Origin of the sequence: Sutcliffiella halmapala (genome assembly GCF_050107295.1) — a bacterium.
Taxonomy (GTDB): domain Bacteria; phylum Bacillota; class Bacilli; order Bacillales; family Bacillaceae_I; genus Sutcliffiella_A; species Sutcliffiella_A halmapala_A.
On the sequence record NZ_JBNIKR010000001.1, the window covers coordinates 398,408 to 419,844 of the forward strand.

A 21,437-nucleotide genomic window follows, 5' to 3' on the forward strand; every position below is an offset into this window, starting at 1 on the left:
TCCTTCAGCCTTTGCGGATACTGTCACCTGGCTTGGTGATGTTGGGTCTTTTTTTCATGAATTTGATGGGTAAGCGTATCAAGAAATCTTTCCAATCACCAATCTGATAAGGAACAGCAGGACCCAGATAGGGGATTCCGAAGCTTTTTAAACGGACAAGATGGATACAGAAAAAGAGAAAAAAGATGATGACCCCATATAACCCGAGTATTGCCGCTAGAAACATGGCGATGAAGCGGAGAATCCGCAAAGATGCACTTAAATTGTATTGAGGAAGAGAAAAGGAGGAGATAGCCGTCAGTGCCACGACTATAACCGTAACGGGGCTGACTATCCCGGCCTGGACCGCTGCCTCCCCAATAACAAGACCCCCAACAATTCCAATGGTCTGGCCGATTGGCTTTGGTAAACGCAGCCCAGCCTCTCTTAATATTTCGATTGAAACTTCCATCAATAAAGCTTCAATGAGAATGGGAAATGGCACCCCGACCCGAGAGCCGATAATCGAGATGGCAAGCTTGGTAGGAATCAGACCTTGATGGAAAGATACAAAGGAAATATAAAGTGCAGGTGTAAAAACAGCAATAAAAGCAGCCAGGTAGCGCAGCAGACGAAGCAAAGAACCAGGCACCCATCCTTCATAGTAATCTTCTGGCGACTGCATAAACATATTAATGGTTACCGGTGCGATTAAAGCAAATGGCGTTCCATCCAAAAGAATCGCAACCCTACCCTCCGCCAAAGCAGCAATTACCCGATCCGGCCGTTCCGTACTCTGAATCTGAGGAAAAAAGGAAAATACGTTTTCTACTATTAGCTCCTCCACATAGCCGGACTCTGGGAGATTATCAATATCAATTGCTTCAATTTTCTGCTTTACACTGCTGATGACCTTTTCATTGGCAATTCCATCGATATAGGTGATGACGAGTTCTTTTTTAAACCGTTCCCCGACTTGATAGCTGATAAATCTTAGATCCGTATTGACACCGGCTCTCCTCAGAATCGCTTGGTTATCTGCCAGATTTTCATTAAAACCGATCCGCGGTCCTTTCACCAGCTGCTCTGTAACCGGTTCTTCATGGCTGCGACTTTTTATATCACTTGTTTTTAGAATCAGTGCTTTACTTGAGCCCTCAAGTAGCAGAGCAGTTTCTCCATTTAATATTTTAGAAGTGATAGAAGGAAGGTCTGTCTCCTCCCAGCACTCACTAACCGGCAGAATATCTGTTAACAGTACAGGTTGAAAATCCTCTCTGAAACTTCGGTCATGGAGCATGAGAGGCTTCAAAATATTATTATTGATAGTAGTAGAATCAACCAGACCATTCGTGAAAATAATGGCAGCCTTTGTCTGGCTAATACGGTCAAGGAATTTTCTTGTCTTCACATCATTATTTTCTCCCAAACTGTCATTTATCAAGGTGATATTGGCGGTTAGGTCATCCGTCAGGGAAATGGGCGTCTCGGTTTGCTTTGGCAAGTTAGGCAAATTACCTTCTGTAAGCATTTTATTCATTTTCATAATCAGGATAGGTACGATTAAAGAAACCAACGCATACACATATACGTTGATTTCTGGAAGGAATTCTTTAATCTTTTCAAGTATTTGCACGAATGGAACCTCCAATAGCGGGGCCGATCTTTGCCATTATTTTCTCTCTTTTAAGAAGAATTATTCGTGGAAACGTTTACTGAGGGCCAAACCAAAAAGAGATTCTCCGAATGATGTGGGTCATCGAAGAATCTCCTTTTTGATTGTCTGATGATTAGGGGAACTGCTTACATGTACTTAAACTACTTGTAATACATCATTTTCTGGCTGCAAGTCTTTTTAAAAAGCAGGGAATGCGCCTTGCCCACTTTATTTTCCAAGTACTCCAGTGAATAGTGGCCAGAAGGGTCTGTGGCATCGACCACCGCTCTTGACAGATTATCAATGACCAAATTCAGTAGCTCCGTATCACGTCCATCTTTTGTTCTGTTCACTTCATCCATAATCTCCTGGGCCAGATTCTGTACTTTCCTTAGACGTACCCCATTTGAATTCATAGACAAGTTATTCCTCCTTTTGACTGACTTTTTAAAAAGTGTATGTTACTAATTGAGATTCTTGCCAACAAAGTTTGCTATTTCATTTATATGCCTGAAAAAAAAATGATTGACACTGATAATCATTATCATTTATCATGTTTGTATTGAGTGATAATAATTATCAATTAGGAGCGTTTTTCGATGAGAATCTTTGTTGGATATGTCAGTATGTCAGGTAATACAGAGGATATGGCATCCATCATAAAAGAAGAACTACTTTCTGCTGGCTGCGAAGTCGATATGGAAAGCCTTGAAACGATGGAAGTGGTGGAATTGCTCACCTATGATGGAATAATATTAGGCTCCTACACGTGGGGAGATGGAGATCTGCCCTATGAAGCAGAGGATTTTTATGAGGAATTGAATGATTGGAACCTCGATTGCATGCTTGCTGCTTGCTTCGGTTCAGGTGACCATGCCTATCCGAAATTCTGTGCAGCTGTGGATACACTCGCACACAGGGTTAAAGAACAGGGTGGATGCCTTTATCCTGAACTGCTGAAGATGGAGCTCAGTCCCGAAACGAATGAACAGATAGCAGATTGCCGGCAATTTGCACGATCCTTCCTTGCCTGGATTAACACAAAGGAGCCGGAACATGTTTACTAAGGGATCTACGGCAGTGTTATCCACTCCTGATATTCCCTTCATCGTCGCAGTAAATAAAGCTGGCATCTACTCCTTTGAGGAAGGGGAATGGCTGCTGCAATATGGCCTCTCCCAAAACATTTACAAGCTGGTAAGGCTAGGCCACTACATATTTGGAATTGGCGATTATGGAACCATTGTCCGCTATGACCTGCAGCGGAGGAAATGGAATCATACGTCTTTTCCGACGGTACAGCGATTATGGGACATCACAGGGAATGATCAGGGCTTGATTGTGACCCATGCTGGAAGCAGACTGTATGTTTCCGAAAACTTTGGAGCGAGCTGGTCTGTCACCAAGCCTTTTCTTACGCTAGATGTGCAGCCATTGATCCGATCCCTGCTTTATGAAAAAGGGAGAGTCTATATCGGGACACAGGTAAACAAAGACAGTGGCGGTTTATGGAGCTATTCATTCGAAAGTGGAGAACTCAGGCTAGTAAAAAAAGAAGAAAGCTCGATGATTTCATCCATTTATTCGGATTCTGAAGACTCTCTTATCATCACAAAAGGAAATGTCCATACAGGAGAAGGATCTGTTGAAGTGAGCGATCCTATCAGGAAACGCTGGCAGAGATTTTCACAGCCGATTCAGGAAAAGGCATTTCTAGACTTGTTTTCAGCAAATAAAAAACTATATGCAACAACAAGCAGAGATACTTTCGGCTATTCAAGAATCTACGAATTACAAAGAGAGGAAATGTCCCTCATTCCGATTGAAACGATTGAGGGACACGGATTCAGAGGCGCTGGATTTGATGAACAGCTGTTCATCTCATCCCCAGTGGAAAGCAAATGGATTGCCAATCGCTTTAATGCGCCAGTACTGCTGCACTAACAGGAGGAGATAAAATGAAAATAGGTGTCATCTATGCAAGCATGTCCGGGAATACAGAAGCAATAGCCGATATTATTGTCGATGAATTAATGAAGCAATACAACGAAGTGATCCTAGATGATTTCCATAGCGTGGTACGTGCGGAAGAACTACTTAACTATGATATTACCTTTATCGGCATGTACACATGGGGAGACGGGGACTATCCCGATGAATGTCTCGATATCATGGAGGAACTGGAAGAATTGGAGTTGAACGGGCATCCCTTTGCCATCTTTGGTTCAGGCGATACCTCCTATCCCGATTACTGTGGTGCACTTCATAAGTTGCAACAGCTCATTGAGAGTCAAGGAGGGCAGGTACGCATTCCGCCATTGAAAATAGAGTTCAACCCGGAACCGGATGATGAAGAAACGATCAGGAGTTTTGTCACGGAGGCAATGAAAACTCCATAGAAAGGACTGTGTATGATGCGAAAAAAATTCATGCAGGAACTAATAGAAGAGAACAAGAAGACTATTTTGAAAGATAAAGATAAAATAAACGAAATCTATGAAAAGATAGATGAGATGATTATTTTGAAGACGAAAAAGGGTCTGACATAGGTTAAATGGCTCGGAGTGGAAACGGCCGAGAAGCATTGGTGGATTGCTGTGTCAGGAGTGGTGTATCCTTTTTAAAAAAGCAACATCCACTCCTGATACTTCATGTTTGCTCTATACTTGATTATCTGGAAAAACCCATATACACATAGTAAAGATATCGATATAACGAAATGGACGTCTTATTATGATGAATGATGAAATGCTGTGGCTTATAGCCCCGGTTGAAGCCACGCGGCAGCTTCGACAGTTCGGCCAGATGTTTAATGGACGGTCTTGCCACAAGATTGATTAAAGCCGCAGGGGTAGTACTGTCTGGCTGTCTCACACTGTTTAAGAAATCGGTAATCTCTTGTGCAGTCTTAATGCCGATTCCATGTCCAAAATACATCTCCTCCCCCATCACAATGGCATTTTCCCCTCTCCACCAAGGCGTTTCTGGATGATAGTCGGGATTATTAAAATAGGCAACATCCCCGGGTATCAGGTGTTTGGTAAAAACGGATTGGACACCAAGGTCGACGTCAGTGTGCCAGCTGTATAAGTAAAGGTTTTGGAATAATTGATTAAACAGCTTTTCTCCAATAGTCATCAGAGCTGCATGATAATAGATCATAATCATTGCAGTAGCACATTCATATGCATACAGGGAACTATTTTTGAAAATATCGCGAATAGCGGTAGCCGGCTCGACATCATCCCTCAAGTGGAACGCACCTTTATTTGTCATCATCCAATAATCCGGATTCCCCACTGATCCGGCGAAGGTCTCGAACCGGGCCTCCCCTTGACTCATCAGCTCCGCACTCGAAATAATATTCTTCCTGAACGTAAGCTCAAATTGCAGTTCCTCCATTGATTCATAGGAGTGGATATCCGGGTCATCCATCAATGATTGGACAATCAGTGCATGCGTGCTTCCGGGTGGCCACAGGTCGGTTTGTTCGAAAGGTTTTCCTGATAGTTGTATCATGGTATTCCTCTTTTCATGGTGGCGTTGTATCTAGGATATTCGGGAGGTGGGCGGATGTGAACAAAAAAGCCACATCTCCTAATTGGAAATGCGGTCTCCGCTTAAAAATCGTATTCTTCTAATATTTTCTTTGTTATGAGGTTATATCCTTTTTCATTGGGATGGAGTGCATCACTGAAGTAATCGGTTGATTTTTCTTGGAAGAGATTGTTTGTTGAGATGAATTTTATTTTCTCGTAGTCATCCACGATTGTTTGGCTTTTCTCGTTCCATTCGACGATTTCCTCTTCTATTTTCTGCGAGTCCGGATAAGGGTTATAGAGTCCGAGGAACAGGATAGGAACATCCTTATTTTCCTCACGGATGATATCCAGGATTTCTATGAGGTTGCGTTCATAGTCGGCTTGTCCTGCTGCAATCTTCTCTTCATTGATTTCCTTCAGATGGCCGCCGTTACTCTCTATCAAATCATTGGTTCCTATAAATAAAGTGACATAATCCGCCTCTTGCAGATCACTCGTCACTTTTGATTTCTTTACCTGCTGCAGCAACCCGTCCGTCTGCTGGTCGGGGATTCCATGATTCTCTACAGTAATGATGGCATTCTTTTCTTCCTTTAATTGTTTTTCCAGGTTTTCCACAAAACCCTCGCCAGATTCATCACCGACCCCATGGGTGAGAGAGTCTCCAAGTGAAACCATTTTCTCCGATTCATCGGGAACAGATAGGGCTTTGTTCTGTTGGGATAAATTTAAGACACCGACCGCAATCAGGACGATTATGGCCAAGGCGGTGACAAAGATGATGGTTTTTTTCATGATGAGCCTCCTTGTGATAGTGTAGTTTTCCCTGTGGGGTGGGTTGTTAAACTTTTGGGGTGGTGGAGTGGTGATGAATGAACCCCCGGTTGAGACCACGAAAAAGCAAAACGGGGTGTATGGTGGTCTCAAAAGCTTTGGTTGAGACCACGTAAAAGCAGAAAGAAGGGAATGGTGGTCTCAAAAGCTTTGGTTGAGACCACGAAAAAGCAGAAAGAAGGGAATGGTGGTCTCAAAAGCCCCGGTTGAGACCACGAAAAAGCAGAAAGAAGGGAATGGTGGTCTCAAAAGCCTCCGTTGAGACCACGAAAATGTAAAAAGAGGGAAATGGTGGTCTCAAAAGTATAAGAAGGCTTAATTCAGCATTGATTGGTTATTCCAGATTTACATAATATGAACTCTTACCATGACCAATCTTATTAAAATGCTCAGAAAGTGTTTTTCTAATTGTTTTTTTGTCTTTTATAATCTTACACCAATCATAAATCAAATTAGTTGTAACTTTCACCTCAGGGAAAAGTAACCGAAGTTCTTTAATGCTTCTAATTATGGCCGTTTTATTACCTTCAATACCGCCGCATTCATGACAAAGCAAATGTGTTTTTTTAAAAGTAGCATAGAATGTATGACAGGTCGGGCAGATGATCCCTTTTTCCAAACCTCCATATCGGTATTCCGGAATTCGAGCATATGGATTATCTTCCATATGCAAAGAGAGTAGTTGTTTCGCCAGTTTCCTATGTGAAGCCTTCAGTACCGGAGATTTGCTTTTCAATTTTTCCCTAAACCGACTCAGCTGTGATGGGTAAATGATAGGTTGATCGGCTGGAGCTTGATAAGCCTGAAAATTTGGGTTTATAAAGACGAGATGGGCTTCTATGGGGAAGGGGTACCCGATTTCTTGAAGTAGTTGTCGCAATAAGGATTCAGTTCTTTTTAATTGTAGTAAGGGATTTTTAATTTCTTTTCGCCCAATTCCGATTGAATACCATTTCTCCTCATCGATGAAAAAATCGCCTTCAAAGTTCTTCACTTCGAATAGGTGGAGGGTATTGGAGAATTGAAACAAGGAGTCTATTTGAAAGATGGTATTTTTGTATTCCAAGAGTAGGTCGTTAAGGATTATATTGTTTTCATTTGAGACATCCTTCATATACTCGTCAAACATGATTTCCCCACGATAGCCTTTATCGAGATTGTGGAATTTGGAGGAATCCGTGGCATTCATGACCGAACGGGCATTCAACGATTTAAGCATGGTTAACTCGAGCGGTTCACTTCGCTGCTTAATTAGCATGAGAGATCCCCCATTAAACGAGTGTGCTAGTGTAAAGGTCTGTCACAGGGGAAAGCAGGTACGATTTAGACTCATTCGGGTATACAGCTGAAGTGAAAATCCAGTCCCATGTGTCCTGGTTGTAGTGTTTCCCTATTGTGCCCGATAGTAGGAGCTTTGGCTGTATGAGCTTTACTGGCAGACCTTTGAAGTAATAGTATTTTTCCGTTTCACAGCACTTTGCCACCGTATATTTGCCCATTACACCGGTGACTTCAAATATGCCTTCTTCTGTGACTGAATAGCTGTTTAGACGGTTTTCCGATTCGAAAACAGCACGTTTGTAGTCCCAGTCTTTATCATGAAAATCTCCCCAATGGCTTTCATAGAGAGAATTAATTACTTTCTCACATAACTGCAGATCTGTTTCATAGGCATGGATGCGTGAATGGATCTTTTTTAGAAAAGAGCCTTTTTGGTGTTTTTTCAGCCAGGCAGCGAACTTTTTCAGCTCATGAAAAAGAGTCTCCACTTCATTTTGTTGAGCCGATAAGCGAAGAGAATGGATGAAATAGGTGGAAATCAATTCATCCCAGAAGCTGAATGTACAATCTTTCCAGGAGTGTACTTTTCCTTCGTCGTTCTTTTGGAATAGAAAAAAAGAAAAAGGTTGGAGGAATTTATAGGTGTCTTCCCTTACCGATGAGGAATCCTTTACATATGCAACCAGATCCTTCCCGTAAAAGAGGAGATGTCCGCGCATCGGCATTTTGAATTTTGATGCGATTTCCACGTTTTCAATGAAATCCTGCCGCTCTTTTTCATTGGCAAACGGGGCACTGAAGACTCGGACGTTAGGAGAGTTTTGACAACAGGAAATAAATGTTTTTCCGCTGCCACAGGGGCAAAGTAGTGTGTTTAGCATGAAATGATCAACCAACTTTCTATTGGGTTTTATGAGGTGAATTACTTCAAAATTATAAGGAACAAGCAGAATTTTGTCACATCGACAAAATGATATTTTAGTAGGGAGAAGACAAAAAACACCCCCAAAAACACCTGTTAAAAGACGTTTTTGAGGGCAATCCACTATCCAAAATACAATGATTAAGAGCTCTCCAAGTCCAACCCCTCAACGGCCTCCAGCAAAAAGTCCGCAATATGCACGGCTCTAATCACTCCGGAAAGTCCCTCACGCTCAATCCCAAGCTTCATCTGCAGGAGACATCCGGGGTTAGCGGTCACAATCGTTGTCGCCTGACCTTCCGCCACTTTTTCCATCTTATGGTCAAGGATCCTCATCGACATTTCCGATTCCACGATATTGTAGATTCCCGCAGAGCCGCAGCAGCGATCGGCATCTTTCATCTCGATGAACGTTGCACCTTCGACAGCCTGAAGAAGTATCCGGGGTTGCAGGAATGTTCCCTGTACATTGCGTAAATGACAAGAATCCTGATACGTCACCTTTTGCGGGAGCACGTGTAATTTCATTTTCTTATGGAACTCCAACTCTACCAAAATGGCGGACATGTCCTTGATTTTCCCTTTGAACGCAACTGCACGAGGGTACCATTCCGCGTCATCCTTCAACAGATGGTCATAGTCCACTAGAAACGCCCCGCAGCCCCCGGCGTTGGTGATGATATAGTCGACACCAAGATCTTCAAAAGCGGCAATATTGCGTTTTGCCAATGACTTAGCGCCGTCCTTTTCGCCACTGTGTCCATGAAGGGCACCGCAGCAGGCCTGACTATTAGGAATAACGATGTCGCAGCCGGCATGCTGCAGGAGCTTCATCGTTGCATTATTGGTGTCCAAAAACATCGTATCCATCAGACATCCGGAAAAGAAGGCGACCTTTTTCCTCATCTCCACCATCGAAGGCAGAAAGGAGGGACGATCCTTCATTTTCTTCAGGCTCGGAACCTGTGGAAGCACACGCTCCATCGTCGCCATGCTTTCTGGGAGAAGCTTCATCATCCCGGATTTCTGCACCACCTTTTGGACCCCGGAACGTTGATAGATCCCAAGCATCCCGGTCATCATGCGCATCCGGTTCTGGTGAGGGAAGAGGCCATTGAAAACGGTCTTTCGAAGCACCATGACAGGAAGTGAATGCCTTTTGTGCTGGTTGATGATATCGCGCGCTTCTTCGAGCAGGTGACCGTATTTTACCCCGGAAGGACAGACAGGCTCACAGGCGCGGCAGCCAAGGCAAAGGTCGAGAGTACGTTCGACATCCTCATCCGGCTCGATCAGCCCATCGACGACACCCTTCATTAACGCAATCCGTCCGCGAGGGGAATGTGACTCCTTGAATCCCGATTCCACATAGGTGGGACAGGATGGCAAACAAAATCCGCAGCGCATACAGTTCAAAAGTTCATCTTCATCCATGCGCTTCTGGAATTCAGACTGGATTACCTGTTTTTCTTTTAAGGTTGTCATCGCGAAATCACCACCCGTTTGCGGGATTCTTTTGCAAATACCTTGCCAGGGTTCATGATGTTGTTCGGATCAAAAGCCTGCTTCACAAGCTTCATTGCCGCAATTCCTTCCGCCCCAAGCTTCCACTCGAGATAGGGAGCCTTCATCACGCCGACTCCATGCTCACCGGTAATCGTTCCGCCAAGGTCGATGGCAGCTGCAAAGATTTCTTCAAAGGCAGCTTCGACGCGCTCCATTTCCTCATGATCACGAGCATCCGTAGGCACAGTAGGATGGAGGTTTCCGTCTCCGGCATGGCCGAATGTGCAGATCTTTACGTTGTGGCGTACGGCGATTTCATTGATTGCCTTGACCATTTTTGCGATTTCAGAGCGAGGCACCGTGGCATCCTCCAGAATCGTCGTCGGCTTCAGTCGTGCAAGGGCAGAGAGTGCGGAGCGGCGGGCAGTCCGCAATGCTTCTGCTTCGAGTTCAGTCTTTGCTACCTGAACGGAAACGGCCTGTTCTTGAAGACAGATGTCCTCTATATTTTTCATGTCCCTTTCCACCACTTCCAATGGACCGTCCTGCTCAATCAACAGCACTGCTTTTACATCGGTAGGTAAGCCGATCTTCGCAAAATCCTCCACGACTTCCAATGTTGGCTGATCCAGGAACTCCAGAGTTGTCGGAATGATTTTGTTCGAAATAATTTTGGAAACAGTTTTCGCTGCCGCTTCGATATCCTGATACAACGCAAGCATCGTCTTTTTCGTCTCCGGCATCGGTACAAGCTTCAAGGTTGCCTCCGTTATCACACATAGGGTGCCCTCTGATCCTACAAAAAGGCGGGTCAGGTCATACCCGGCCACATCCTTCGCAAGCTTCCCGCCAGTCCGGATGATATCACCGTTCGGAAGGACCGCCTCCAATGCAAGCACATAATCCCTTGTGACACCATACTTCAGGCCGCGAAGCCCACCGGAGTTTTCATTGATGTTGCCGCCGATCGTCGAGATTTTCATCGAGCTCGGGTCTGGAGGATAGAAAAGGCCTTTCGCCTCCACGGCATGGATCATATCGAGCGTCACCACACCCGGCTGTACCGTCACAGTCAGGTTCTCCTCATCGATTTCGAGAATCTGATTCATACTGGTAAAAAGAAGAACAATGCCGCCCTCTGTCGGACAGGTCCCTGCGCACAGGTTTGTTCCGGAGCCGCGTGGTACTAAAGGAATCCGGTTTTCATTGCATAGCTTCACAATCCGGGAAATTTCCTCCGCATTATGGGGCACGATCACCGCATCGGGCATCGACTGGAAATTCGGGGTGGCGTCGTAGGAATACACAAGCTTCTCCGCTGCACTATCCCGGTAATTGTCTGCCCCGACTATTTGAATGAACTGGTCTTTTAACCTTTTTGATATCATTTGAATGAGCCTCCTCTTGGGTCACTTCTTTCTTTCATCATAATAAAAAAAGAACCCTTTCTCTATGTGTTATTATCCAAAGAGAAAGGGTTTACGTTCGTTTTATTTTGTATATTCATCCAAAAAGAGAAGGGATAGATAGAGAGAGCTCAGATCGCGAACTTCCTTGAGGTTCAAATTGGTTTGCGTTTCAAACTTTTTCAGCCGGTAGTGCAGCGTGTTGATGTGAATGTGCAGCGCGGCGGCGGTTTCTTTCAGTGATGAATGCTTCTCCAAGTAGACGTGAATCGTTTCCATCAGTTCCTGCTCGCCAAGTACCTGATGGAGGATACGTTCAGAGAATTCCTTCTTGATGGACTTTGGGATGGACTGCAGGATCATTTCCAGGCGCAGGTTCTCTTCCAGAACAATGGGGTTGTCGAAATTGCAAACTTCCAAGGCCCTTTCTGCTTCCAGATAGGACTCCTTTACAGATGACAGGGTACTGTCTTTTCCAGCTCCCATAAATACAGATGAGGCAGCGAGCTTTTCCAGTATTATTCTCATTTTTTCCAATAGAGGCAGGATGGCGGTTTTTCGTTTTTCCAATAAAAGAATCATCCGGTTATGTCCCCATTGAACGAGAATATCATCTTCACTCAGACCAAGATCCTGTTCCGAGAAATTCCATCTTTTCGGCTGAAGCAGGGTGCTGTCACCTTGAAATTCGATTAAAACGACCTGGCGGCTTACCTCCATATTGACCCCGAGAACCTCCGCTCGCTTTTGGAAAGCAGAAGATGGTCCGTCCTTCAACAGCCAATCAAACACAAAGGTTTCAAGCGACCTCGCCTCCCATTCGAACTGGTCCTGATAATAGTTTTCCGAGATAAGAAGCTCGGTCATCTTTTTGATCAGTTCTCCGTAGGGCAATACCTTCTCAGGGGTTCCGGTAATGCCGATTACACCAACAACCTTCTGCTGATGGAACAGGGGTAAAGTAATCCCGGCTTTCACGCCTGCGAGCATCGCTTCATCCAAAGAGCTGATAATTTTCATTTCCTTTTGCGACGCAGCGATAAAAGCACCCTCATGGTAGTTTCCGATTCTCGCAGGATCGGTGCTTGCAATGATGGTTCCGGATGTATCGACCATGATCAGGTCTTCTTCTATAAAACTTTTTACTTCTCGTATGATTTTTTTTGCAAGTGATGTACGCAGCATGCGGGGTCCTCCAATAAGCAGTCCTAGGCAATTTTCTTCTAGCATACCAAATATAGGACGAGATTCATCTTCTTTTTTCAACTCATCATGATAAGATTACTATAAAAGTAAACGCTTTCTGAATAGAGGGGAGTTTTCGGGATGAAGGTAAGTTTATTCGCAACATGTCTGGTGGATATGTTCCAGACGAATGTCGGAAAGGCAACAGTTGAGGTGCTGGAGAGATACGGTTGTGAGGTGGATTTTCCAGAAGGGCAGATTTGCTGTGGGCAGCCCGCCTATAATAGCGGCTATGTGAAAGAGTCGAAGGAAGCCATGAAAAGGATGATCCGGACATTCGACCGATCCGATTATGTGGTTACCCCATCCGGATCCTGTGCCGTGATGTTCAAGGAATACCCCCATGTTTTCAAAGATGAGCCGGTCTGGAAAGAGAAGGCCGAGAAGCTGGCAGCCAAAACCTACGAGTTCACACAGTTCCTTGTACAGGTGTTGAAGGTGGAGGACGTCGGTGCAAAGCTTTCGGGCCGCGCCACCTATCACACAAGCTGCCATATGACGAGATTGCTTGGTGTAAAGGATGAGCCGATGAAGCTGCTCGCAAATGTCGAGGGATTGGAATTTACGCCACTTCCGAATGCCCATAATTGCTGTGGATTCGGCGGGACATTCTCCGTGAAAATGGGCAATATCTCTGAGCAGATGGTCGATGAAAAGGTTCACCATATTGAGGAAGTGCAGGCGGAATATCTCATTGGAGCGGATTGCGGCTGCCTCATGAATATCGGTGGACGTTCGAAGCGCTTGGAAAAGCCGGTAAAAGTAATGCATATTGCGGAAGTGTTGAATAGTCGTTAAGAGAGGGGGCGCAGAAGGCAGTGGCTTTGAAAATTGGGAATGAATCTTTTAAAGACAGATCGAAAAAAGGCATAGAAGACCAGTTCATGCGCGGTGCTGTGGCAAGTGCACAGGAGCGGCTTCGGACGAGAAAGATAGAGTCGACAGTCGAACTAGGCGACTGGGAGGAATGGCGTTCCCATGGCGAGGAGATCCGTCAGCACGTACTCGATAATCTGGATTACTACTTGCATGAGCTAAGTGAAAACGTGGCGAAACGCGGTGGGCACGTCTTTTTTGCAAAAACGGCAGAAGAAGCAAATGAGTATATCCAAGACGTGGCGAAACGTAAAAACGCCCGAAAAATCGTGAAGTCCAAGTCGATGGTAACCGAAGAGATTTCGATGAACGAAGCGTTGGAAGCGGTCGGGTGCGAAGTGATTGAAACGGACCTTGGGGAATACATCCTGCAAGTGGATGACCATGATCCGCCATCCCATATCGTGGCGCCAGCCTTGCATAAAAACAAGCAGCAGATCAGGGACGTTTTCCGCGAAAAGCTAGCCTATCAGAAAACAGATAAGCCGGAGGAACTCGCCCTGCATGCCCGTGAAATGCTGCGAAAGGAATTTCTCGCAGCAGACATCGGAATCACTGGCTGCAACTTTGCCGTTGCGGAATCCGGCTCTATCAGTCTCGTTACCAATGAAGGAAACGCGAGATTAGTAACAGCCCTGCCGAAAACGCAGATTACCGTGATGGGAATGGAGAGACTCGTTCCAACCTATGAGGAGCTCGAGGTTCTGGTCAGTCTTCTGACACGAAGTGCTGTCGGGCAGAAGCTGACAAGCTATGTGACTACCTTGACGGGACCGCGGGAAGATGGCGATGTCGATGGCCCGGAAGAATTCCACCTCGTCATCATTGATAATGGTAGATCGAAAATTCTCGGTACGGAATTCCAGTCCGTACTGCAGTGCATCCGTTGTGCGGCTTGTATCAACGTCTGTCCTGTATACCGGCATATAGGCGGCCATTCGTATGGCAGCATCTATCCTGGTCCGATCGGGGCGGTATTGACTCCATTGCTCGACGGGTACGACGATCACAAGGAGCTGCCATATGCTTCGACCTTATGTGCAGCCTGTACGGAAGCATGTCCGGTGAAAATACCGCTGCATGATCTGTTGCACAAGCATCGTCAGAAAATAGTCGATAGTGTTGGCCGTGCACCCATTTCCGAAAAGCTTGCCATGAAAGCGTTCGGCCTTGGTGCAGCTTCGCCTCTCATGTATAAGGTCGGCTCCAAGCTGGCACCTTCCGCACTCAACCCTTTTACAGTCGATGATTCGATATCTAAGGGGCCAGGCCCCCTAAAAAGTTGGACGGCAATCAGGGAATTCCCGGCACCGGACAAAAAACGATTCCGTGACTGGTTCGACGAGCGGGATAAAGGAGGTAAATCTAATGAACGGAACGATTCATAACAGGGAGATCTTTTTATCAAACATCTCAACGAGCCTCGGCAGGCCGGTGCGAAAAGAAGGCGTGGTGCGCCCGGTCTGGAAGCATCAGCCACAGTGGAAGGTGTTGAAGGATGCCACGCAGGATGAGCTTGTTGAAGTGCTGAAGAAGCAGTGTGCGCATATTCATACGGACATCGTGGAGACCAGGGTGGCAGGCTTGCCAGATACGCTGAAAAAGGTGGTCGACTCTTATGGCGGCGGCCAGGTCATCACTTGGGATGACCCGCGTTTTGAGGAGTTTGGCTTGAAGGAGGAAATGGCATTTGTTGCGGCGGATGTTCATGTGTGGGACCCCGCAATCGGGGAGGAAAACATTATCATGGCAGAACGATCCAATGTCGGCATCACCTTTAGCGACCAGACACTCGCAGAATCTGGAACAGTGGTCCTTTTCAGTGGAGGCGGAAAAGGCAGATCAGTGAGTTTATTGCCTGCGACATACATTGCCATTATTCCGAAAAGCACGATTGTCCCCCGGATTACACAGGCGGCCCACGCCATTCATAACAGGGTTGTGGATGGCGAGAAAATCCCAAGTTGTATCAACTTCATCAGTGGCCCGAGCAACTCGGCTGATATTGAGATGAATCTGGTGGTCGGGGTCCATGGTCCGATCAAGGCAACGTATATTGTGGTGGAAGATAAGTAGTAACTTTAAGGAAAATAAAAAGACCTGCTCCCAAAAGCAGGTCTTTTCGCGTTAACCTATTCCGTCCAAACCTCCGCCTCGCTGCCAGCCTTTTCATAATAGCGAATCGCTGATGGCGAGAGTTTCAGCAGGAGATACTCCGGATCATCCGGGCTTTTGATCCATTCGGATAGCTTGTCGTCCCAGAACTTGTTTTTCAGCTCCTGACTTTCTTCTAGCGTTGCTTCTGCCTCAATTTCCGCGTAGGGCTCATTCCAGCTTGTGTTTTCCATCCCGAGCAATATATGCACATGGGGATTGGCTTTGATGTCCTCGATTTTATGGGTATGCTGATTGGTCGCGGTGTAGAGGGTCAGGCCCTCATGGAAAAAGATCATAAAACGGGAATACGGCCGATTTCCCCTGATGGTGGCAAGCGTTCCTACTTTATGGTCACTGAACATTTTAGAAAGTTTGTTTTTCAAGGATTCACTCATGGTTTTATCTCACCTTTCTCATTCAACCTTTCATGGTTAATGTGTCATATTTTTTATTTTTTAATCAAGAATGTATTTGGAATCAGGCAATAAAAGTAGGAAGGTGGGTATATTATTAGAATCTGAACAGAAAAAGAGGGTGAGATCTTGTATAAGATATTTTTACTTATGATTGCAGTGGGGCTGCCATTAAGTGTTCTCGGTAATTTCCTGCACTGGCCTGTCGTTATGATGTTCATCATCTTTAGCTTGACCATCGTGGCCTTGGCAGGCTATATGGGTCGTGCCACAGAAAGCATCGCCATCCATACCGGTCCAAGGATCGGCGGACTCATCAATGCGACTTTTGGGAATGCAGTAGAACTTATCATTGCCTTTTTTGCCTTAAAAGCGGGATTGATCACAGTGGTGCTGGCTTCCCTGACTGGGTCCGTTCTGGGGAACCTGCTTCTTGTTATGGGATTGTCCTTTTTTATTGGGGGCTTGAAATTTAAGCGACAGAAATTTAACGTGTTTGATGCCAGGCATAATTCCGGGCTGCTAGTCTTTGCTGTATTGGTTGCCTTCGTTATTCCAGAAGTTTTTGCCCAAGAGATGGGGGACAGGGATACCTTTACCTTCAGTGTGGGCATATCGGTAATATTGATTCTCTTGTACTTGGCTGCCCTGTTCTTTAAACTCGTCACCCATCGAGGGGTTTATCAGAGTGACCATGCAGTAGGGGCAGGTCACGAAGAGGAAGTGGCGGAATGGAGCAAAGGAAAAGCTATCCTGATCCTGCTGCTTGCCACCCTTGCAGTTGCGTATGTATCAGAAAGTCTTGTTCATACCTTTGAAGAGGTGGGAGAAGCATTCGGATGGTCTGAATTGTTTATTGGGGTAATCGTTGTGGCTATTGTCGGGAACGCAGCAGAGCATGCATCAGCCATCATCATGGCCTATAAAAATAAAATGGACATTGCGGTGGAAATTGCAGTAGGTTCCACTTTGCAGATTGCGATGTTTGTCGCACCGGTTCTCGTGTTGATATCGATATTTTTCCCAACGCAGATGCCATTGGTTTTTACCTTACCTGAGCTAATTGCCATGGTCACGGCGGTATTGCTGGCCATCGTCATCTCCAACGACGGAGAAACAAACTGGTTCGAGGGGGCAACCATACTTGCTGCGTACTTGATTATGGGTATTGGATTCTTCTTTTTATAAAATGGACAAAAAAAGACTCTGTGCTGGTAGGCTCTGCACAGAGTCTTAAACATGTAGGACAAACAAGAACATTCTAAGTACGCATTTTAGGAGGTAAAACATAATAAACTAAGGAATGAAAAGCTTTGTAAGTAGGGGGAGATCCCTCCTTCACTCTTGGTTGTAGGGGCTTTTATTCCCTCCTTCATTATAGGGTTAGTATACTATATAAGCGGAATGTTGTAAATATTCTGATTTATTTTATCTTTTTTTCTTTTTCATATTTAACTGGTTCTTGGATTACAATGGTAAGAGCACGGACAAGTTTTATAATGAAGGAGAAATGGTTTTGATTATTCGGGTATTATTTTATTTAATTGGATTATTTATTCTTTCCTTTGGTGTAAGCTTAACCATAAAATCGAACCTTGGAGCGGGGGCCTGGGACGCTCTGAACGTCGGGTTATCCCAGACAATCGGTTTGACAGTCGGAAGCTGGGTATTTATCGTTGGAATCATTCTGATCATCGTGAACGCCTTTCTTGGCAAGAAAAAGCCTGATTACTTGGCGGTCATCACGATTTTTCTTGTTGGGACATTCATAGATTTTGTGCTTCTCTTTTTGCTGGAGGCATGGTTACCGGTAGATACGGTTGTTCGCTTCATCACGTTATTGGGTGGGATTGTGGCACTATCTTTCGGAATTGCCATCTACCTGCAAGCCAAATTTCCACTCGTACCAATCGACAATCTGATGGTATCCCTGCAGGAGCGCTTCAACATCAAACTGATGACGGCAAAAACGATCGGGGAGATATTAGCTTTGATTTTTGCCTTTATCTTCAAAGGGCCAATTGGAATTGGTACCCTAATCATCACGTTCGGTATCGGACCGTTGATACAAGTGTTCTTTCCAAGTGTGGAAAAAGTGTATAAAAAACTGCGACACGAGAGCTGATGAGCTTTCGTGTTTTTTGTTTTTCTCATGCGGAAGGATTGGGCAGAAATTGAGGACGTGAGGATGTGTTGGAGTTATGTCAGGATGGGGGCGAGTTACGTGAGAATAATCAAGCTCTACGTGAAGATATACTGTAGTTACGTGAGGATAAACCCGAGTTGAGTGAGGATATCGTTAAAAATCAGTTCCTAAAAGTATATAGCATCACAGTATCCCACTAAATTAGGATCATTTTGTAAAAAATATTCCCAAGCGCGGATAATCTCAAAAGGGTTCGAAAATGATAACAGTACAAAGATTACTTTAGTGAGTGAAGGGAGTAAGACACCATGCGAATTCTTCAACTATTTTTTCTACTGATTCTTTCTTTTGGCCTTGTAACCGGTGCACATGCAGAGCAGGCGACGAAAGGGAAAACAGATGATAAGGCAATCGTGGTACCGAATTCCGTTTTGGATATTTCAAAGGACAATACGTATCCGAACCCTGCCGAAGATGTACCGTATCTGCAGCCAAGTGAGCTGACGCAAGAACTAATTGAATCTTCCAATGTAAAAATTGAAAACCCGAACTTGATCAAGATTATGAACGAGTCCAGCATCAACCCATCTCCGGTTGCAATCGGCTATCGTGCGACCATCTATCTCGGACAATGGCCGCTGTATTATGAATCCAATGAGACGAATGTGAACTGGGAATACCAGAAAATCAACACCAACTATTCCGACAACCGCGGTGGAAATATACCGCAGCAGATTTATTACCGCCAGGAAGCGCAGAAGAATGTAAAAGGCGGACTGACCTCGAAGGTTGCAAGCTCTGAAGAAGTGAAGCAGATGATGATGCTAAAAGCAATGCAAAAAACGAAGCTTCCCTTATCCTTCCAGACCATCGTCGGGGCAGGGACGAAAAAGGATCAGATCTACAACATCCCGGTCAAAAAGCTAGGCTACCTATATGCCTTCACTCCTGCAGTGAACGAAAAAGGAAAAATCACCTACGGAGAAGTGTACCTCGTACTCAAAGGCAAAGAAATGAAAATCGTCGTCAAAAACGTCACCTCCCAAGGAATCGGCGCATGGATCCCAGTGCAAGACCACGTATCCTTCATCTTTGCGGCGTCGGATCGACCACGATAATTTAAAAAGGGGCCTGACCCCCACTGCGTTAGTGCTTTAATGCGGCGGGGGTCAGGCCCCTGTTGCGTTAGTGCTTTAATGAGACGGGGGTCAGGCCCCTAAAAAAAGGCAAAATTTATTCTAAAAAACAAGTAGGTATGTTCACCTAAATGGATTTGTGCCGAAATAACTAGTAGTGTTAGTTTTTTCAGGGGGTAGGTGGATCAAGGTGGGGTTGCCTTATATCTATTTTTTATTAGTTTTTCTTGCGGTTGGGCTGTATTGGCTGGCCAAGCGTAATGTGAAATCAAGTGTAGGACGGACAGTATATAAATCCACGGGAATTCATACAGAATACCTTCGTATTGACCTTGCAAATAAACAAGTAACAGGAAGGGTCTCCTATCAAGGGAAGGTCTGTATGCTCGTATACGTGGATGTCGGAGCTGACACGGTCAAAGTAAATGGAAGCATTCAGGAGCTCACTCATTTAACGGACAACATGACAGAAGAAGACTACATAGAAGTAATTAAAACGACGGCAAAGTTCTACATAGAAAACGAAATCAGTAACCCGAAAGCCTATTACGAAGCACAAGTAAAATTCAATTAAAAAGGAGCCAAAAGAGATCTCCCTCTTTGGGCTCCTATTTATTTTGGCCAGGACTGACATGCGGCCTGAAAATCCCTTCTTGCCATTTGTAGAAACCATATAGCACAACAGAGAAAATTACGAAGAGAATAAAACGTTCCAATGCGGAGATGTTGATCAGTTTGTATATCCCCAGTATTTCTTGAAACACATAGTGGATAGGAAAGATGGCAAACATGAAATCAATAACAATATTGGTTAGCAGATAAGAGCCAAACCTTCCGTATGTAAAATGAAATACCCATAGTGTAATAACAGGAAAGGCTCCAAAAACACCAGAAACAAACAGCGGATCCAACCAAGGTAGGATGGACTCTTTAAGTTCCCAATGATTTTGATTATATGCAAAGATATTATAAACAGTCATGAGGAATGATGCGAAAATTGCAGCAGGCATATAGCGTTTGATCTCTTCTTTTTCGAGGAAAAATAAGGTGAACCATGGAGCAATAAGTACAACCCAGAGAACAATCTTGTTTAGCATACAAACCCACCTTTAGGATGCCATGTTCTTATTTCACTAGTTTTCTCCTGGACTAAATTTCCTATACCTCAACAAAAAAACTTGGGGAATGTCCCCAAGTTTTTCTACTGTCTATTTTGTCATCTTCGTTTCTCGTACTGTAAAATCCAAATGCGGATAATAGGCGTTTTTTACCAGAATATTCGGTCCCAAGCATGCAACAGCCGGACAATGGCAGTCCAATTCTTTTGCAATCGAAGTATCCTTCCATTTTGCATAGGCAGCTGGAAGGTCGGTGATCTGGATATTGCCAAGCGGCGGCGTGTCGCCAAAGTCTGTCACAATGATGTCGCCGTTAAAGATGTTCACATTCAGACGGGAACGGCCATCCGGATCATTTCTTACTGTCACGTTCTTCGCCGCGTACACCCGTTTCAACAAAGCAAGGTCCTCCGGATTGTCACTGCACGGATAGAAAGGAAGCGTACCAAACAACATCCACACATCCTCATGGCGCATATCCAACAGGCGGTGGATGGCAGAACGCATCTCATCCAAAGTCAGCACCTCCATGCCGCTGGCGAAATCGCTAGGGTACATAGGATGCACCTCGTGCCTTTGACAGTTCATCTCCTCGACAATCTGCTTATGGATATGCTCGATGTGAGGCAATGTTCGTTTGTTCAGCATCGTTTCCGCAGACACAATAACTCCGGCCTTTGTAATAGCCTTCGAGTTCTCAATCATTTTTTCAAAATACTTCGCACGCTGTGCATAGGTTGGCTTGCGTTCCATCATGGCGAAGCCGCCTTCGACGAAATCGTCCATCGTTCCCCAGTTATGCGAGATATGCAGCACGTCCAAATAAGGAATGATTTTTTCATATCGAGCCAAATCCAGTGTCAAATTAGAATTGATCTGTGTACGAACGCCGCGTTCATGGGCATACTTAAGTAAAGGAACCACATATTCGTTGACCGATTTCAACGACATCATCGGCTCGCCTCCTGTGATGCTAATCGACCGCAGACGGGGAATCTCCTCCAAGCGCTGCAACAGCAAGTCCAAAGGAAGAGCCTGCGGATCCTTCGGCTGAAGCGTATATCCGACTGCACAGTGCTCGCAGCGCATATTGCAGAGAGTGGTCGTCGTAAACTCGACATTCGTCAAATCCATCTGGCCGTATTCTTTTACATCTAAATAAGCTTCCCATGGGTCATAGGAAGGCGTAATGGGCATCAATGTTGTTGTTTTCATTTAT

At 45.0% G+C, this 21,437-nt stretch carries 23 protein-coding genes; 11 read left to right on the forward strand and 12 right to left on the reverse strand.

Annotated elements, in window-relative coordinates; genetic code table 11:
• Positions 1-4: 4 nt before the first annotated feature.
• A complete protein-coding gene (locus ACQCT5_RS01940; RefSeq protein WP_499639083.1) occupies positions 5-1,525 on the reverse strand; it encodes a spore germination protein in 1,521 nt (506 codons plus the stop codon).
• Positions 1,526-1,797: 272 nt separating this feature from the next.
• Positions 1,798-2,052 carry a group-specific protein gene (locus ACQCT5_RS01945; protein ID WP_499639085.1) on the reverse strand — a complete coding sequence of 85 codons (255 nt, stop codon included), beginning with the start codon at positions 2,050-2,052 and terminating at the stop codon, positions 1,798-1,800.
• 183 nt (positions 2,053-2,235) lie between these two features.
• On the opposite strand from ACQCT5_RS01945, the gene ACQCT5_RS01950 reads away from it, so the two are divergent.
• From ACQCT5_RS01950 to ACQCT5_RS01965, 4 genes are read left to right on the forward strand one after another with little or no spacing between them, the layout of a single operon-like run.
• Positions 2,236-2,703 (forward strand): flavodoxin, encoded by a 468-nt coding sequence (locus tag ACQCT5_RS01950; RefSeq protein ID WP_499638466.1) that lies wholly within the window; start codon positions 2,236-2,238, stop codon positions 2,701-2,703.
• Positions 2,693-3,580, forward strand: coding sequence for a hypothetical protein (locus ACQCT5_RS01955; RefSeq protein ID WP_499638468.1), 888 nt, complete (start codon positions 2,693-2,695; stop codon positions 3,578-3,580). Before ACQCT5_RS01950 ends, ACQCT5_RS01955 begins: the two co-directional genes overlap by 11 nt.
• 14 nt (positions 3,581-3,594) lie before the next feature.
• The gene (locus tag ACQCT5_RS01960; RefSeq protein WP_499638470.1) at positions 3,595-4,035 is read left to right on the forward strand and encodes a flavodoxin domain-containing protein; all 441 of its coding nucleotides are present in this window, start codon (positions 3,595-3,597) and stop codon (positions 4,033-4,035) included.
• Between the two features lie 12 nt (positions 4,036-4,047).
• A complete protein-coding gene (locus tag ACQCT5_RS01965) occupies positions 4,048-4,185 on the forward strand; it encodes an FbpB family small basic protein (protein WP_499638472.1) in 138 nt (45 codons plus the stop codon).
• Positions 4,186-4,306: 121 nt separating this feature from the next.
• Here the strand turns inward: ACQCT5_RS01965 and ACQCT5_RS01970 are convergent, their stop codons facing one another.
• The 7 genes from ACQCT5_RS01970 to ACQCT5_RS02000 form a co-directional block, all read right to left on the reverse strand.
• Positions 4,307-5,155: a protein-glutamine gamma-glutamyltransferase gene (locus ACQCT5_RS01970; protein WP_499638474.1), complete on the reverse strand. Its 849-nt coding sequence runs from the start codon at positions 5,153-5,155 to the stop codon at positions 4,307-4,309.
• 101 nt (positions 5,156-5,256) lie between these two features.
• Positions 5,257-5,973 (reverse strand): DUF459 domain-containing protein, encoded by a 717-nt coding sequence (locus ACQCT5_RS01975; RefSeq protein WP_499638476.1) that lies wholly within the window; start codon positions 5,971-5,973, stop codon positions 5,257-5,259.
• A gap of 373 nt (positions 5,974-6,346) precedes the next feature.
• Positions 6,347-7,270 (reverse strand): nuclease-related domain-containing protein, encoded by a 924-nt coding sequence (locus tag ACQCT5_RS01980; RefSeq protein WP_499638477.1) that lies wholly within the window; start codon positions 7,268-7,270, stop codon positions 6,347-6,349.
• A 13-nt stretch (positions 7,271-7,283) separates the two neighbouring features.
• A complete protein-coding gene (locus ACQCT5_RS01985) occupies positions 7,284-8,174 on the reverse strand; it encodes an SEC-C metal-binding domain-containing protein (RefSeq protein WP_499638479.1) in 891 nt (296 codons plus the stop codon).
• A gap of 182 nt (positions 8,175-8,356) precedes the next feature.
• Entirely contained in the window at positions 8,357-9,700 is a 1,344-nt protein-coding gene (locus ACQCT5_RS01990; RefSeq protein ID WP_499638481.1) for a (Fe-S)-binding protein, read from the reverse strand.
• Positions 9,697-11,109, reverse strand: a complete 1,413-nt coding sequence (glcD, locus tag ACQCT5_RS01995; RefSeq protein ID WP_499638483.1) for a glycolate oxidase subunit GlcD — start codon at positions 11,107-11,109, stop codon at positions 9,697-9,699. The genes ACQCT5_RS01990 and glcD overlap by 4 nt, the downstream gene beginning before the upstream one ends.
• 102 nt (positions 11,110-11,211) lie before the next feature.
• On the reverse strand, positions 11,212-12,312 hold the full coding sequence (locus ACQCT5_RS02000; protein ID WP_499638485.1) for a CdaR family transcriptional regulator: 1,101 nt from the start codon (positions 12,310-12,312) through the stop codon (positions 11,212-11,214).
• 141 nt (positions 12,313-12,453) lie between these two features.
• On the opposite strand from ACQCT5_RS02000, the gene ACQCT5_RS02005 reads away from it, so the two are divergent.
• The 3 genes from ACQCT5_RS02005 to ACQCT5_RS02015 are packed head-to-tail and all read left to right on the forward strand — an operon-like array spanning position 12,454 to position 15,324.
• Positions 12,454-13,170 (forward strand): (Fe-S)-binding protein, encoded by a 717-nt coding sequence (locus ACQCT5_RS02005; protein ID WP_499638487.1) that lies wholly within the window; start codon positions 12,454-12,456, stop codon positions 13,168-13,170.
• Positions 13,171-13,190: 20 nt separating this feature from the next.
• Entirely contained in the window at positions 13,191-14,636 is a 1,446-nt protein-coding gene (locus ACQCT5_RS02010) for a LutB/LldF family L-lactate oxidation iron-sulfur protein (RefSeq protein ID WP_499638489.1), read from the forward strand.
• Positions 14,617-15,324, forward strand: a complete 708-nt coding sequence (locus ACQCT5_RS02015) for a LutC/YkgG family protein (RefSeq protein WP_499638490.1) — start codon at positions 14,617-14,619, stop codon at positions 15,322-15,324. Before ACQCT5_RS02010 ends, ACQCT5_RS02015 begins: the two co-directional genes overlap by 20 nt.
• A 56-nt stretch (positions 15,325-15,380) precedes the next feature.
• Here ACQCT5_RS02015 and ACQCT5_RS02020 read toward each other — a convergent pair whose 3' ends face one another.
• Positions 15,381-15,800 (reverse strand): pyridoxamine 5'-phosphate oxidase family protein, encoded by a 420-nt coding sequence (locus ACQCT5_RS02020; RefSeq protein ID WP_499638492.1) that lies wholly within the window; start codon positions 15,798-15,800, stop codon positions 15,381-15,383.
• 147 nt (positions 15,801-15,947) lie between these two features.
• Between ACQCT5_RS02020 and cax the strand changes: the two genes are divergently transcribed.
• The 4 genes from cax (at position 15,948) to ACQCT5_RS02040 (ending at position 19,674) form a co-directional block, all read left to right on the forward strand.
• Entirely contained in the window at positions 15,948-17,006 is a 1,059-nt protein-coding gene (gene cax / locus ACQCT5_RS02025; protein ID WP_499638494.1) for a calcium/proton exchanger, read from the forward strand.
• Between the two features lie 322 nt (positions 17,007-17,328).
• Positions 17,329-17,943: a YczE/YyaS/YitT family protein gene (locus ACQCT5_RS02030; RefSeq protein WP_499638496.1), complete on the forward strand. Its 615-nt coding sequence runs from the start codon at positions 17,329-17,331 to the stop codon at positions 17,941-17,943.
• A gap of 329 nt (positions 17,944-18,272) precedes the next feature.
• Positions 18,273-19,082 (forward strand): YfkD family protein, encoded by an 810-nt coding sequence (locus tag ACQCT5_RS02035; RefSeq protein ID WP_499638498.1) that lies wholly within the window; start codon positions 18,273-18,275, stop codon positions 19,080-19,082.
• A 208-nt stretch (positions 19,083-19,290) separates the two neighbouring features.
• Positions 19,291-19,674 (forward strand): hypothetical protein, encoded by a 384-nt coding sequence (locus ACQCT5_RS02040; protein WP_499638500.1) that lies wholly within the window; start codon positions 19,291-19,293, stop codon positions 19,672-19,674.
• 34 nt (positions 19,675-19,708) lie between these two features.
• On the opposite strand, the gene ACQCT5_RS02045 is transcribed toward ACQCT5_RS02040, so the two are convergent.
• Together ACQCT5_RS02045 and yfkAB are read right to left on the reverse strand one after the other, a co-directional pair.
• On the reverse strand, positions 19,709-20,197 hold the full coding sequence (locus ACQCT5_RS02045; RefSeq protein ID WP_499638502.1) for a hypothetical protein: 489 nt from the start codon (positions 20,195-20,197) through the stop codon (positions 19,709-19,711).
• Between the two features lie 111 nt (positions 20,198-20,308).
• The gene (yfkAB, locus tag ACQCT5_RS02050; RefSeq protein ID WP_499638503.1) at positions 20,309-21,433 is read right to left on the reverse strand and encodes a radical SAM/CxCxxxxC motif protein YfkAB; all 1,125 of its coding nucleotides are present in this window, start codon (positions 21,431-21,433) and stop codon (positions 20,309-20,311) included.
• Positions 21,434-21,437: the final 4 nt, after the last annotated feature.